17 protein-coding genes are annotated in these 11873 nt (G+C 69.9%); 4 read left to right on the top strand and 13 right to left on the bottom strand.

The genetic code is table 11. The features are described 5' to 3' along the window. Nucleotides 1-44 precede the first annotated feature (44 nt). The 6 genes from cobA to rpmB form a co-directional block, all read right to left on the bottom strand. Nucleotides 45-1262 carry a uroporphyrinogen-III C-methyltransferase gene (gene cobA / locus AMK34_RS03090; RefSeq protein WP_073842785.1) on the bottom strand — a complete coding sequence of 406 codons (1218 nt, stop codon included), beginning with the start codon at nucleotides 1260-1262 and terminating at the stop codon, nucleotides 45-47. Nucleotides 1263-1316: 54 nt separating this feature from the next. Continuing rightward, a complete protein-coding gene (locus AMK34_RS03085; protein WP_038514095.1) occupies nucleotides 1317-1724 on the bottom strand; it encodes an ankyrin repeat domain-containing protein in 408 nt (135 codons plus the stop codon). Nucleotides 1725-1787: 63 nt separating this feature from the next. Next, nucleotides 1788-2036 (bottom strand): 30S ribosomal protein S18, encoded by a 249-nt coding sequence (rpsR, locus tag AMK34_RS03080; RefSeq protein ID WP_038514098.1) that lies wholly within the window; start codon nucleotides 2034-2036, stop codon nucleotides 1788-1790. After that, nucleotides 2033-2338 carry a 30S ribosomal protein S14 gene (gene rpsN / locus AMK34_RS03075; protein ID WP_016334058.1) on the bottom strand — a complete coding sequence of 102 codons (306 nt, stop codon included), beginning with the start codon at nucleotides 2336-2338 and terminating at the stop codon, nucleotides 2033-2035. Before rpsN ends, rpsR begins: the two co-directional genes overlap by 4 nt. Beyond that, nucleotides 2338-2505 carry a 50S ribosomal protein L33 gene (gene rpmG, locus AMK34_RS03070; RefSeq protein WP_016334057.1) on the bottom strand — a complete coding sequence of 56 codons (168 nt, stop codon included), beginning with the start codon at nucleotides 2503-2505 and terminating at the stop codon, nucleotides 2338-2340. Before rpmG ends, rpsN begins: the two co-directional genes overlap by 1 nt. Continuing rightward, nucleotides 2505-2741 (bottom strand): 50S ribosomal protein L28, encoded by a 237-nt coding sequence (gene rpmB, locus AMK34_RS03065; RefSeq protein WP_005149951.1) that lies wholly within the window; start codon nucleotides 2739-2741, stop codon nucleotides 2505-2507. Before rpmB ends, rpmG begins: the two co-directional genes overlap by 1 nt. An 84-nt stretch (nucleotides 2742-2825) precedes the next feature. Here rpmB and mrf point away from each other — a divergent pair, with 84 nt between their 5' ends. Genes mrf through AMK34_RS03045 form a run of 4 tightly spaced genes read left to right on the top strand, consistent with a single transcriptional unit; the run spans nucleotide 2826 to nucleotide 5561 of the window. After that, nucleotides 2826-4079 (top strand): ribosome hibernation factor-recruiting GTPase MRF, encoded by a 1254-nt coding sequence (gene mrf / locus AMK34_RS03060; RefSeq protein WP_073842783.1) that lies wholly within the window; start codon nucleotides 2826-2828, stop codon nucleotides 4077-4079. After that, the gene (locus AMK34_RS03055; protein ID WP_034306403.1) at nucleotides 4076-4333 is read left to right on the top strand and encodes a type B 50S ribosomal protein L31; all 258 of its coding nucleotides are present in this window, start codon (nucleotides 4076-4078) and stop codon (nucleotides 4331-4333) included. Before mrf ends, AMK34_RS03055 begins: the two co-directional genes overlap by 4 nt. Continuing rightward, nucleotides 4333-4491: a 50S ribosomal protein L32 gene (gene rpmF / locus AMK34_RS03050; protein ID WP_038514106.1), complete on the top strand. Its 159-nt coding sequence runs from the start codon at nucleotides 4333-4335 to the stop codon at nucleotides 4489-4491. The genes AMK34_RS03055 and rpmF overlap by 1 nt, the downstream gene beginning before the upstream one ends. Continuing rightward, nucleotides 4488-5561, top strand: a complete 1074-nt coding sequence (locus AMK34_RS03045; protein ID WP_073842781.1) for a GTP-binding protein — start codon at nucleotides 4488-4490, stop codon at nucleotides 5559-5561. The genes rpmF and AMK34_RS03045 overlap by 4 nt, the downstream gene beginning before the upstream one ends. A gap of 224 nt (nucleotides 5562-5785) precedes the next feature. Here the strand turns inward: AMK34_RS03045 and AMK34_RS03040 are convergent, their stop codons facing one another. From AMK34_RS03040 to AMK34_RS03010, 7 genes are all read right to left on the bottom strand, one after another. After that, nucleotides 5786-6082 carry a hypothetical protein gene (locus AMK34_RS03040; RefSeq protein ID WP_073844536.1) on the bottom strand — a complete coding sequence of 99 codons (297 nt, stop codon included), beginning with the start codon at nucleotides 6080-6082 and terminating at the stop codon, nucleotides 5786-5788. Nucleotides 6083-6178: 96 nt separating this feature from the next. After that, a complete protein-coding gene (locus AMK34_RS03035) occupies nucleotides 6179-7591 on the bottom strand; it encodes an AMP-binding protein (RefSeq protein WP_073842779.1) in 1413 nt (470 codons plus the stop codon). 21 nt (nucleotides 7592-7612) lie between these two features. Continuing rightward, nucleotides 7613-8305: a DUF899 domain-containing protein gene (locus tag AMK34_RS03030; protein WP_073842777.1), complete on the bottom strand. Its 693-nt coding sequence runs from the start codon at nucleotides 8303-8305 to the stop codon at nucleotides 7613-7615. Nucleotides 8306-8327: 22 nt separating this feature from the next. Next, on the bottom strand, nucleotides 8328-8663 hold the full coding sequence (locus tag AMK34_RS03025) for an ArsR/SmtB family transcription factor (RefSeq protein ID WP_037337245.1): 336 nt from the start codon (nucleotides 8661-8663) through the stop codon (nucleotides 8328-8330). Next, a complete protein-coding gene (locus tag AMK34_RS03020) occupies nucleotides 8653-9084 on the bottom strand; it encodes an SRPBCC domain-containing protein (RefSeq protein WP_038514118.1) in 432 nt (143 codons plus the stop codon). The genes AMK34_RS03025 and AMK34_RS03020 overlap by 11 nt, the downstream gene beginning before the upstream one ends. A gap of 75 nt (nucleotides 9085-9159) precedes the next feature. Next, the gene (locus AMK34_RS03015; protein ID WP_073842775.1) at nucleotides 9160-10560 is read right to left on the bottom strand and encodes a pyridoxal phosphate-dependent decarboxylase family protein; all 1401 of its coding nucleotides are present in this window, start codon (nucleotides 10558-10560) and stop codon (nucleotides 9160-9162) included. Next, nucleotides 10557-11861, bottom strand: a complete 1305-nt coding sequence (locus AMK34_RS03010) for an MFS transporter (protein ID WP_038514123.1) — start codon at nucleotides 11859-11861, stop codon at nucleotides 10557-10559. The genes AMK34_RS03015 and AMK34_RS03010 overlap by 4 nt, the downstream gene beginning before the upstream one ends. Nucleotides 11862-11873: the final 12 nt, after the last annotated feature.

Below are 11873 nucleotides of genomic sequence, written 5' to 3'. Positions count from 1 at the left end.
CGGCGACGACGGGGCCGACTGGTTCTACGTCTCGGACACCAGCGCTACGAGGGCTGAGCCAGCCCCGCCACCGGGCCGAAGACGATCACCGCGGGCGGCCGCACCCCGGCCGCCGCCGCGTCCTCGACCACCTTGTCCAAAGTGGAGCGGAGCACCCGCTGCGTGCGCATGGTGCCGTCCTCGACGATCGCCACCGGCGTGTCACCCGGCCGACCGGCCTGGAGCGCCTTGGCGAACAACGGAAGCCGCTCGACACCCATCATCAGCACGATCGTGCCGCGCATCTTCGCCAGCTGATCCCAGTCCACCAGCGACTTCTCGTCGTCCGGCGCGACGTGGCCGGACACCACGACGACCTCGTGCGCGACGCCGCGGTGGGTCACCGGGACGTCCGCCGCGGCGGGGACGGAGAACGCGCTCGTGATACCGGGGACCATGGTCACCGGGATACCCGCTTCGGCGCAGGCGAGGACCTCTTCGAAGCCGCGGCCGAACAGGTACGGGTCGCCGCCCTTGAGCCGCACGACGAACTTCCCCGCCTTGGCCCGCTCGATCAGGGTGGAGTTGATCACGTCCTGGCTCGCGGCGCGGCCGTACGGGATCTTCGCGGCGTCGACGATCTCGACGTGAGGCGCGAGTTCGTCGAGCAGTTCGCGCGGGGCCAGCCGGTCGGCGACGACGACGTCGGCCCTGGCGAGGAGACGGCGGCCGCGGACGGTGATCAGTTCCGGGTCTCCGGGGCCGCCGCCCACGAGGGCGACGCCGGGGAGGTCGTCGTGGGCGTCCGGCACCCTGCCGTCGGCGACGGTACCGGCCCGGAGGCCGTCGAGGACGCTGTCCCGGACGGTGGCCGAACGCAGCGGCTCACCGCCGGAGAGCACGCCGACCAGGAGCCCGCCGTGCCTGCCGGAAGCCGGGGTGACCGCGCTGCCGAAGTCCCCGTCGTCGGCGCGGACGCAGAACACCCGCGCGCGTTCGGCCTCGGCACAGACGGCGGCGTTGACGTCGGGATCGTTCGTGCACGCCAGCGCGTACCAGGCGTCGGTGAGGTCGCCCTCGGTGTAGCGGCGTTCGTGCCAGACGATCTCGCCGGCGTCGGCCATGGCGCTCACCGACGGCGTGGTGTGCGGCGAGACCAGTTCGACCCGCGCGCCGGCGCTGATCAACCGTGGCAGGCGGCGCTGGGCGACCGTCCCGCCACCGATCATCACGACACGACGGCCGGCCAGGTCGAGGCCGGAGAGGTAATGCGGGTCATCCATGCGGGGCAGTGTAAGGATTCAGCGCCCCGGACCGCGATCCGAGTGAGAACCGCCTCAGCGCTCGAGCAGTGCCAGCAGCTCGGTGTTGCCGAACATCCGGGCCGCGTCGATCGCCGACGGCTCCCCCGCCGTCGCGTCCGCGCCGCCCTTGAGGAGCGCTTTCACGACCTCGGGCTCGTTCTTGAAGACCGCGCCGGCGAGCGGGCTCTGGCCGCGGTCGTTCTCCCGGTTCGGATCGGCGCCGCGCTCGATCAGCGCCGCGACGGTCTCCGCGTGACCGTGGTAGGCGGCGAGCATGACCAGCGTGTCGCCCCGGTCGTTGGTGAGGTTCGCCGAGACCCCCGCGTCGACGTACGCGGCGAGCTCGGCCGTCGCGCCCGAGCGGGCGAAGCCGAACACCTTGGCCCACAACTCCAGCAGTTCGGGATCGAATTCCTCGGCCTGTCCGGGGTTCTCCGTCATGAGGTCGATTCTCCCACAGCGACGCGGTCCGGGCGGCGCGTCGCACCGCCCGGACCGGCGGCGTCAGCGCCCCGCGTTGGGGTAGGGCAGCAACGCCATCTCGCGGGCGTTCTTGATCGCCGTGGCGACCTGTTTCTGCTGCTGGGGCGTCAGCCCGGTGACCCGGCGGGCGCGGATCTTGCCGCGGTCGGAGATGAACTTCCGCAGCAGGTCGGCGTCCTTCCAGTCCACCTCGGTGATCTTGTTGGCGTGCAACAGGTTCGTCTTGCGCTTGTACGGACGGTCGCGGTTCGGCTTGGCCATCGTGCTCACCAGCTCGATTTCGTGACGCCGGGCAGTTCGCCGTTGTGCGCCATCTGCCGCATCCGGACCCGCGAGAGCCCGAACTTCCGCAGGTAACCGCGCGGGCGGCCGTCCGCGGCGTCGCGATTGCGGATCCGGGTCGCACTGGCGTCGCGCGGCATCGCCTGCAGGGCCGACACGGCGGCGGCCTTCTCCTCCGGCGACGCGGAGGGCGAGGCGATGGTGGCCTTCAGCTCACGGCGCCGTTCGACGTAGCGGGCGGCGACGACCTTGCGCTGCTCGTTCTTGGCGATCTTGGACTTCTTGGCCATCAGCGCTCCTCCTTGAACTCGACGTGCTTGCGCGCGATCGGGTCGTATTTGCGCAGGACCATCCGATCCGGGTCGTTCCGGCGGTTCTTCTTGGTGACGTACGTGTAGCCGGTGCCGGCGGTCGAGCGGAGCTTGATGATCGGCCGGATGTCGGTGCTCTTGGCCATCAGAGCTTCACCCCTTTCGCGCGGAGCTCGGCCACGACGGCCTCGATCCCCCGCTTGTCGATGGTCTTCATGCCCTTCACCGAGACCCGCAGCCGGACCCAGCGCCCTTCACTCGGCACGAAGTACCGCTTGGCCTGCAGGTTCGGCTCCCAGCGCCGGGACGTGCGCCGATGCGAATGCGACACCTGCTTCCCGTAACCCGGTTTGCGGCCGGTGACCTGGCACACGGCGGACATATACCCTCCCAAGTTGATATCGGTTGTCGTTTTCATTTACTCTACACAGCCGAACCAGAACGCCCTCGACGCCCCGGAGCTTCAGTGACCGACAACCCCCGTGTGCCCCTCGTCCTGATCAGTGGCCTCGCACCGGGACCGAACGCCGACCTCGCCGAGCGGCTGCGCCTCGCCGAACCCGGCACCGCCGTGGTGCACCACGACCTGAGGCAGATCCACTCCGGTGTGGTCCGGCGCCGGATCCGGCTCGGCGACCGCGACCGGCTGACGGTTCTCGAACTGGCGCACGGCTGCGTCTCGTGCACCCTGCGCGAGGACCTGTTGCCGTTGCTGCGCAAGCTCTCCCGGATGCCGCAGGTGCGGCGGATCGTGGTGCGGCTCGACGAGGCGATGGAGCCAGAGCCGGTCAGCTGGGCGCTGCACAACGTCCTCGTCGGCGAGCGGCCGGTGATCGAGGACGTCGACCTGCGGGCCGTGCTGACGGTCGTCGACTGCGCGGACTGGCTGGGCGACAGCACCGGCGACGACACGCTCGCCGAGCGGAACCTGCTCGCCAGCCCCGAGGACGAGCGCACCGTCGCGCAGGTCGCGCTGTCCCAGGTCGAGTTCGCCGATCTGCTCGTCCTTGCCGGCGCGGCGACCGACGCCTGGTCCGCGGCGAAGGCCTCGGCCGTACTCGACCGGGTCGCGCCGTCGATCCCCCGCGTCGAACTGTCCTTAGTGGACGGGAAGACCGTGCTCGACGCCGTCCCCGCCGACGCCCGGCGCGGCGAGGTCACCGACATGCACGGGCCGCTGCTGCGCGGCCAGCCGCCGTTGCACACCGACTGCGGGATCGGGCTGCTCACCTTCACCTCGCAGCGCCCGTTCCACCCGGAGCGCCTCCACGACGCGATCGACGTCCTGCTCGACGGCGTCGTCCGCACCCGGGGACGGCTCTGGGTGGCGAGCCAGCCGGACATGGCGCTGTGGATCGAATCCGCGGGCGGCGGTCTCGGCGTCGGGCACGCCGGGCCGTGGCTCGCCGCCCCGGACGGCCCGGACTGGGCCGCCGTCTCCCCCGAACGGCGCACCCTCGCGTCCCTGCGCTGGGACCCGCTCTTCGGCGACCGCGCGCAGGAACTGGTCGTCGTCACCGATCAGGCCACCCCCGACGAGATCGAAGCCGCCCTGAACGGGGCCCTGCTGACCGAGGAAGAGCTCGCCGCCGGGGAACAGGAATGGCTCCGCTACCCGGATCCGTTCGGCGAGTGGCACGAAGAACCGTGCGAGGACACGGAAACCGACCCCGAGAAGCACGACGTGAACGCGTCGAACCGAAAGGACGAAACGCAGTGAAACCGGGTATCCACCCCGACTACCACCCTGTGGTGTTCAAGGACCTCTCCACCGGGGACGCCTTCCTGACCCGCTCCACCGCCACGTCGGAGCAGACCATCGAGTGGAGCGACGGCAACACCTACCCGCTGGTGAACGTCGAGATCAGCTCGTGGTCGCATCCGTTCTGGACCGGCAACCAGCGGATCATGGACAGCGCCGGCCAGGTCGAGAAGTTCCACCGCCGCTACGGCCGTCGCGGAGGGTCGAAGTAATGGCCGTCCCGAAGCGGAAGATGTCGCGCAGCAACACCCGGTCCCGTCGCTCGCAGTGGAAGGCGGCCGTGCCGGATCTGGTGCCGATCAAGGTGAACGGCGAGACGAAACTCGTGCCGCGCAAGCTGATGAAGCACTTTCACCAGGGTGGGGCGTGACGACGCCCGTCACGGTGCTGTCCGGCTTCCTCGGTGCGGGCAAGACGACCGTGCTCAACCACGTCCTCGCCAACCGCGACGGGCTGCGGGTGGCGGTGATCGTGAACGACATGAGCGAGGTCAACATCGACGCCGCGCTGGTGCGGGACGGGAACAGCCTGTCCCGCACCGAGGAACGGCTCGTCGAGATGACCAACGGCTGCATCTGCTGCACCTTGCGCGACGACCTCCTGGAGGAGGTTTCGCGGCTGTGCGAGGACGGGCGGTTCGACTACCTGCTCATCGAATCGAGCGGCATCTCCGAGCCGATGCCGGTGGCGGCGACGTTCTCGTTCCTGGATTCCGCGCGGCTCGACACGATGGTGACCGTGGTCGACGCGGTGAACTTCGAGCGGGAACTGGCCGCCGGGGACGCGCTGACCGAACGCGGGCTGGACCAGTACGACGGGGACGAGCGGACGGTCAGCGACCTGCTGATGGACCAGATCGAGTTCGCGGACGTCCTCCTGCTGAACAAGGCGGACCTGGTCCCGGCCGGTTCGCTCGACCGGCTGACGGCGGTGTTGCGGCGGCTCAACCCGGCTGCCGAGGTCGTCGTCGCGACCCACGGCCGCGTCCCGCTCGACCGGGTGCTCGGCACCGGGCGCTACGACATCGAGCGGGCGCAGGAAGCACCCGGGTGGGTGGCGGAACTCAACGGTGATCACGTGCCGGAGACGGAGGAATACGGGATCTCCAGCGTCGTCTTCCGCGCCGCGGTGGCTTTCGATCCGGAACGGCTGTGGGCCTTCGTCGAGCGGCTCGACACCGGGGAGTTCGGGACGGTCCTGCGGTCGAAGGGGTTCTTCTCGCTGGCGTCGCGGCCCGGGGTGACCGGGCTGTGGTCGCAGGCCGGTTCGGTGGCCCGGTTCGAGCCGCAGGGCGTCGAGGAGGCGCCGCGGCAGGAACTGGTGTTCATCGGTGTAGGGCTGGAGAAGGACGCGCTGCTGGACTCGCTCGAGGCCTGTCTGGCCGTCGGTTCGGGCGGCGTGGATCCGTTTCCGGAGTGGGAAGCGGTCCACGTCCACTGACTGCCTGCGGCAAGTACGGTCCGTGAAGGCCTCCTTGAGGGACCCTGGGTCCCTCAAGGAGGCCTTCACGGACTAGGTAATGGGCACTTCCGCGACTTAGCGGCTCCTTCAACGTTGCGAAAGCCACTTTCACAACGTTGAAGGTTGTGAAAGTGGCTTTCGCAACACGACACGGTTGCCTTCCCCCTCAACGGAACCGCCCTCGCCGCTCACTACGTATGAGGTCAGTGGTCGTCGTAGTGGTCCCCGTGCGCGGCGTGGCGGTGGCCGTCGTGCAGGTAGTCGACGTGGTCTCCGTGCGGCACCGCGACATGGCCGCACCCCTCGCCGTGGGCGTGGTCGTGGCCCTGGTGCGGGATGTGTTCGCCGGTCTCGCATTCGTCGAAATGCCCGTCGTGAGCACGGTGCAGATGCCCGTCGTGCACGTAGTCGACGTGGTCTCCGTGGGGTACGGCGACGTGGCCGCAGCCTTCGCCGTGAGCGTGCGTGTGGCCGGCGTGTTCGGTGTGCGCGGCGGTCATCATCGGGTCCTTCCTGCGCGGAAATGCCTGATCAGGCGGACCGTAGCACCGGCATACCCGCCCAGCAGCGCTCTCACCCGACCGAGTTCCCCCGGCTCAGGCGATGCCGCGGCGGTGCCCGGCCCAGAACGGCGCCCGCAGCGCCCGCTTGTCGACCTTCCCGATCGCCGTCAACGGCAGCGCCTCGGCGAAGTCCACATCGGACGGTACGAAATGCTCCCGCCCGAAGAACTCCCTGGCCTGGGCACGGACGTCTTCGGCCGACAGCGCTCCCGAAGCGACCGGCACCACCACGGCGTGGACCCGCTCACCCTCGCCGTCGTCGCCCGGAACACCGAAAACGGCCGCGGAACGGATCAGTGGATGCCGCGCGAGCGCGTTCTCGACCACCGTCGAATACACCTTGGTGCCGTGTTCGCCGGTGATGATGACGTCGTTCGCCCGGTCCAGCAGGTAGAGATACCCCTCGTCGTCGAACCGTCCGAGATCACCGGTCCGCAGCCAGCCGTCCCCGATCGGCGCCTGCCCGTGGTAACCGTCCATCATGGACAGCCCGCGCACCAGGACCTCCCCGTCGTCGATCCGCGCCTCCATGCCGGGGACGATCCGGCCGACGGATTCGAGCCGCTCCGGCCGTCCGTCGAGTTCCGCCGCGGAGATGCTCGCGATCATCGGGGCCTCGGTGAGCCCGTATCCCTGCCCGACCACGGGCCCGAACACGTCGAGTGCCTGAGCCAGCCGCCGCGGCGGAAGCGGGGCGGCACCCAGCGACAGCCCGCGCACACTGCCGACATCGGTCGAGGCCATGGCCGGATGGTCGAGCACCGCGGCCAGCCGCGCGGGCGTGAGGGACAACGTGGTGATCCGGTGTTCCGCGATCGCGTCCAGGACGGCGCCCGCGTCGAAGCCTCGCAGCAGCACCACGCTTTCCCGCCGCAGGATCGCCCCCAGCACGGTGGCGTTGCCGGTCATATGCGTCATCGGCGCGATCAGCAGGGTGCGCCCCGGCCCCGCCGGGTCCGGCGCGAAGATATGGGCCATCCCGTCGTAGATCCCGCTGTGCCGGATGAGTTTCGGCGTTCCGGTGGTGCCACCGGTGGGAAAGACGACGGTGACCGACCCCGGCAGCTCCGCCGGGCCGGCACCGTCACGGTCCACCAGTTCGCCGAGCGTGGTCACCCCGTCCGGCCAGTCCGCCGCGTGCTCGGCCACCAGGGTCGTGACCCCGGCCGCCTCGACCGCGGCGAGGCGATCCGGCGCACTCGCCGACGCGGCGACGAGCAGGACCGTCGAACCCCGCAGCTGGGCGGCGATCTGCAGGAGGACGGTTTCGGGCCGGTTACCGGCGTCGATGGCGACCACGCCGCCGTCCGGCAGTCCCGCGTACATCCGGCGTACCAGTTCGAGTGCCTGCCCGTAGGTGGTCTTCACGCCGTCCTGGACGAACAGCACCTCGTCGCCACCCGAACGCAGCGCGTCCAGCACCCTGGTCAGAAACAGACTCTCCACCGGCCGGACCCTAACCCAGGCTCACGACGCCGAGCAGCACCCGCCACCGGACGACGCGGAATCCTCGTAAGCGTCGTGCCAGTTCCACCACTCGTACGGCGGCGTCTGCGGATGACCCTCCGGCGAGTCCTCCCATTCCTCCTGCCGCCCCAGCGCCGTGATGTCGAGGTAGCCCCAGGTGCCCCCCAGCGCCTCGTCGCCGCGACCGTTGACGAAGTACGTCCGGAACACCTGGTCACCCTCGCGGATGAAGGCGTTGGTGCCGTGCCACTCGCCGACGCCGAAGTCGACGTCGAAATCGCCGGTGATCGTGTACCACGGCATCGTCCAGCCCATCCGCGTCTTCAGCCGCGCGATATCCGGCTGGGTGCCACGTGAGGCGAAGGCGAGCGTGGTGTCACGGGCGTTCAGATGCGCGACGTGCGCGACCTGGTCGGCGACCAGCGAGCAGCCTTTGCAGGCGTGGTCGGGGAAACCCTCCACGCCGGGATCGAAGAACGCCCGGTAGACGATCAGCTGACGGCGTCCCTCGAACAGGTCGAGCAGGTTCACCGTCCCGGATGGGCCTTCGAACTCGTACGGTTTCTCGATCGCGAGCCACGGCATCCGCCGCCGCTCGGCCGCGAGCGCGTCGCGGGCGCGGGTCAGCTCCTTCTCCTTGACCAGCATCCGAAGACGCGCTTCTTCCCATTCCGCGGCGGACACTGTGTTCATCGCGCCGACTCCTCGGTGAAACTCATGCTGAACCCTCCAGATGGTCTTTCAGCGCCGCGAGCGGCCCGTCCCAATCGCGGGCGAGCGCGGCGAGGAACTGCTGGGCGACCTGCATCGGCGCCGAGTGCAGCCGGTACCGGACGCGACGCCGCTCCCCCTGCTCCGGGATCACGAGGCCGGCGTCGGTGAGCAGCGCGAGGTGCTTGGCGATGGCCTGCCGCGTGATCGGCAGCCGGTCCGCCAGGTCGGTCGCCGTGGCCGGGCCGCCCGAGGCGAGGACGGCGAGAATACTCCGCCTGCTCGGGTCGGCCAAGGCGACGAAGACCTGTTCGGCGATCGCTTCGTTGTCAGGCGGCATCGAGGTATTCGATCAGTTCGCCCAGCTCGGCCGCCCACCCCTTCGTGTTCCCTTCGAACGCGACCTGGTGGACGTCGTCCGGCAGCTGGGAAAAACCGGTCTCGACGACGGTGAGCCGCGTGCCTCCGCCGTTCGGGGCGAGGGTGAACTCGACGTAGGTGCGGCGAGGGTCGTCGTCGGGCAGGCCGTAGATGTTCCAGGTGAAGCCGAAGATCTCCGGCTCTTCCACACGCTCGACGCGCATGACCGCCTTGTGCCCCTCGTCCCATTTCATCTCGGCGTCGCCACCGGGCCGCAGGTCGATGCTGGCCTGGTTGCCGAACCAGGTGCCCAGCCCTTCGGCCGTGGTCAGCGCGGCCCAGACCTTCGCGGGCGGATGGGCGATCTCGACGGTGCGTTCGATCCGGTCGGGGAATCCCACGACAGCCTCCTCAAGTAGCAATCAATCGGTTGCTATAACTTTGTATAGCAACCGATTGATTGCGTCAAGGGAGGCTCAGGAAGCCGTGTACAACGCGCCGAGGAACTCGAGCAGCAGCCGCTCCCGCAGCGGACCGGGTGCCGTGGCCAGCAGGGCGTTGATCTCCGCCATCCGGGTGGGCAGGCCCGCGTCGCCGCCGAGGCCCGCCGCGGCGAGCAGCCCGGCGAACTGCTCCGGCGTCAGCGTGGCGGGATCCAGCGCGGCGACGAACTCGGCCACCTGTGGATCGACGACGACCGGTCCGGCCTCTCGGGCGGCCACGGCCGAAGCGCCGAGATCGGCGAGGAAATCCTTCTCACTCCCCCGGTTCGCGGCCGTGACCGTCAGGTGAAGGTTCGCGGGCGAGGACTCGTGGGCGAACTGCGGCTGGACGTACCAGCCGCGCTCGCGCATCTCGTCCGCGACGGTGAACAGGTCGAATCCGGCGCCGTCCGCCACGGTGAACGCGAGCAGGGTCGACACCGGATCGCCGAGGATCCGCAACCCGTCCAGCGCCTCGATCCCGGCGCGGATCTCCACGGCCGCTTCACGCGCCGCCGAAGCCAGTTCGCGGTAACCCTCTTCGCCGACATGCCGCACGACAGCCCACGCGGCGGCGAGCGGACCGCCGGACCGCGTGCTCTGCAGCGTGGTGTTCAGCATCGTGTAGCCGGGCCAGTCCGCACTGGCGAAGTACTGCGAACGACGCAGCCCGGCGTCGGCGTGCAAGAGGACCGACACGCCTTTCGGGCAGTACGCGTACTTGTGCAGATCCACCGAGACACTGGTGACGCCGGGGACGTCGAACCCGAACGGGCCGAGCCCCAGATACGGCAGCACCCAGCCGCCGATGCACGCGTCGACGTGGAACCGGACGCCGTCCAGCGACGCGGCGATCTCCGGGATCGGGTCGAGGACGCCGTGGGCGTACGACGGCGCGCTCGCGACCACGAGCACCGTGCTGTCGTCGACCGCCGCGGCCATCGCCTCGGGAACGGCGCGGAAGCTCACCGGATCGACCGGCACCGAAACCACGCGCACACCGAAGAAATGTGCGGCCTTGTGGAACGCGGCGTGCGCGGTCGTGGGCAGCACGATGCTCGGCGAGGACACGTCCGGGCGCGCGTCGCGGGCGGCCAGGACCGCGAGCATGCACGACTCCGTGCCACCCGACGTCACCGAGCCGACCGTGTCCGCCGTACCGCCCAGCAACCGGGCGGCCGTGCCGACGAGGTCGTTCTCCATCCGCAGCAGACTCGGGAACGCCGTCGGGTCGAGACCGTTGGCCGACGAGGCCAGCGCGTGCGCCGCCGCGCCGAGTTCGTCCACTTCGGACAGACCGCTGTCGTAGACGTACGCGAGCGTCCGGCCGCCGTGGGTCGGCAGGTCTCCCGCGCGCAGGTCCCGAAGCTCCTTCAGGACGTCCTCGGCGGTCACGACCGGCGCTCCAGCACCGACTTGCGCAGCAACGGGATGCCGAGCACGATCAGCACGGCCGGAAGGATCGACGCGCCGAGCAGGATCGCCGTGAGCGCGCTGTCCGGTTGCGCGGCCTTGGCGTCGAGGCTGGACTGGTAGCCGCCGAACTGCAGCACCAGCCCCCAGAGCCCCGGCCCGAGCGCGAGCCCCAGCGTCTCGGACGCGGTCCAGACCCCGGCCGCGACCCCGGCCCTGGTCTCGCCGGTCCGCTCCTCCTCGTCGCTGATCAGGTCCGGCAGGATCGCCAGCGGGAACACCGAGATCCCCGCGTACCCGACGCCGCAAAAGGCGACGAACACCATCGTGACGGGGAACGGGAACACCTTCGCGCCGAGAAGACCGAGCAACCCGATCCCGAACGCGGCGGTCGCGATCCGGAATCCGGCCAGTTTCCCGACGCTCGCCCCGAGTTTCGGCCACAGCGGCATGGTCAGCAGCGCCGGACCGACGAAGCCGACGAACAGGACCGTCGAGTAGCCGGAGCTGCCGAGGATCCGCTCGGCGAAGAACGGGATGGCGGCCAGCACCGTGCCGATGCCGAGCGCCTGGATGAAGTAGACGCCGAGCAGCCAGCGGAACGGCCGCCACTGCGCCAGCGTCCGGAGCAGCTCGCGCGGGCTCACCGTGTTCGGCCGCAGCGCGCCGACGGGAGCGTCCTTGAGCCCGAAGTACACGCCGAGCGTCGCGAGCAGGATGACCACGGCGATGAACAGGCCCATCACCCGGTAGCCGGCGACACCGCCGATCAGGTCGGTGATCGCGGGCGCGCCGCCACCGGACACCAGGATGGCGACCGCGAGGAAACCGATCCGGACGCTGGTCAGCTTCGTACGCTCTTCGGCCGAGTCCGTCAGCTCGGCGGGCAGCGCGTTGAACGGCACCTGGAAGAAGGCGTACGCCGTGGCGCACAACAGGAACACGACGACGACGTAGATCGCGTCGGGCACAGGGCCACCGAAGCCGGGGTGCGCGAACAGGGCCGCGAAGAGAATCGCGACGCCGATGCCGCCGTAGAGCAGGAAACGGCGGCGGCTCCCGGTGCGGACCATGTCCGCGTCCGAGAGCCGTCCCGCGATCGGGTTGAAGAGCACGTCCCACGCTTTGGGAACGAAGACGATCAGGCCGGCCACGCCCGCCGCGACGCCCATCGTGTCGGTGAGGTACTTCAGGAGGAGCAGGCCGGGAACCGTGCCGAAGGCGCCGGTGACGAACGAGCCGAGCGAGTAGCGGTACCTCGTCCGTGCTGGCAGCGATGCCATGATCCTCCTCGA

Origin of the sequence: Amycolatopsis sp. CB00013 (assembly GCF_001905755.1) — a bacterium.
Taxonomy (GTDB): domain Bacteria; phylum Actinomycetota; class Actinomycetes; order Mycobacteriales; family Pseudonocardiaceae; genus Amycolatopsis; species Amycolatopsis japonica.
This window is presented reverse-complemented; position numbering and strand designations above follow the sequence as displayed.

Excerpts from the sequence above, each read along its gene's own strand:
- cobA (WP_073842785.1), bottom strand. The coding sequence starts at position 1,262 with ATGGATGACCCGCATTACCTCTCCGGCCTCGACCTGGCCGGCCGTCGT.
- AMK34_RS03085 (WP_038514095.1), bottom strand. The coding sequence starts at position 1,724 with ATGACGGAGAACCCCGGACAGGCCGAGGAATTCGATCCCGAACTGCTG.
- rpsN (WP_016334058.1), bottom strand. The coding sequence starts at position 2,338 with ATGGCCAAGAAGTCCAAGATCGCCAAGAACGAGCAGCGCAAGGTCGTC.
- rpmG (WP_016334057.1), bottom strand. The coding sequence starts at position 2,505 with ATGGCCAAGAGCACCGACATCCGGCCGATCATCAAGCTCCGCTCGACC.
- rpmB (WP_005149951.1), bottom strand. The coding sequence starts at position 2,741 with ATGTCCGCCGTGTGCCAGGTCACCGGCCGCAAACCGGGTTACGGGAAG.
- rpmF (WP_038514106.1), top strand. The coding sequence starts at position 4,333 with ATGGCCGTCCCGAAGCGGAAGATGTCGCGCAGCAACACCCGGTCCCGT.
- AMK34_RS03040 (WP_073844536.1), bottom strand. The coding sequence starts at position 6,082 with ATGACCGCCGCGCACACCGAACACGCCGGCCACACGCACGCTCACGGC.
- AMK34_RS03030 (WP_073842777.1), bottom strand. The coding sequence starts at position 8,305 with ATGAACACAGTGTCCGCCGCGGAATGGGAAGAAGCGCGTCTTCGGATG.
- AMK34_RS03025 (WP_037337245.1), bottom strand. The coding sequence starts at position 8,663 with ATGCCGCCTGACAACGAAGCGATCGCCGAACAGGTCTTCGTCGCCTTG.
- AMK34_RS03010 (WP_038514123.1), bottom strand. The coding sequence starts at position 11,861 with ATGGCATCGCTGCCAGCACGGACGAGGTACCGCTACTCGCTCGGCTCG.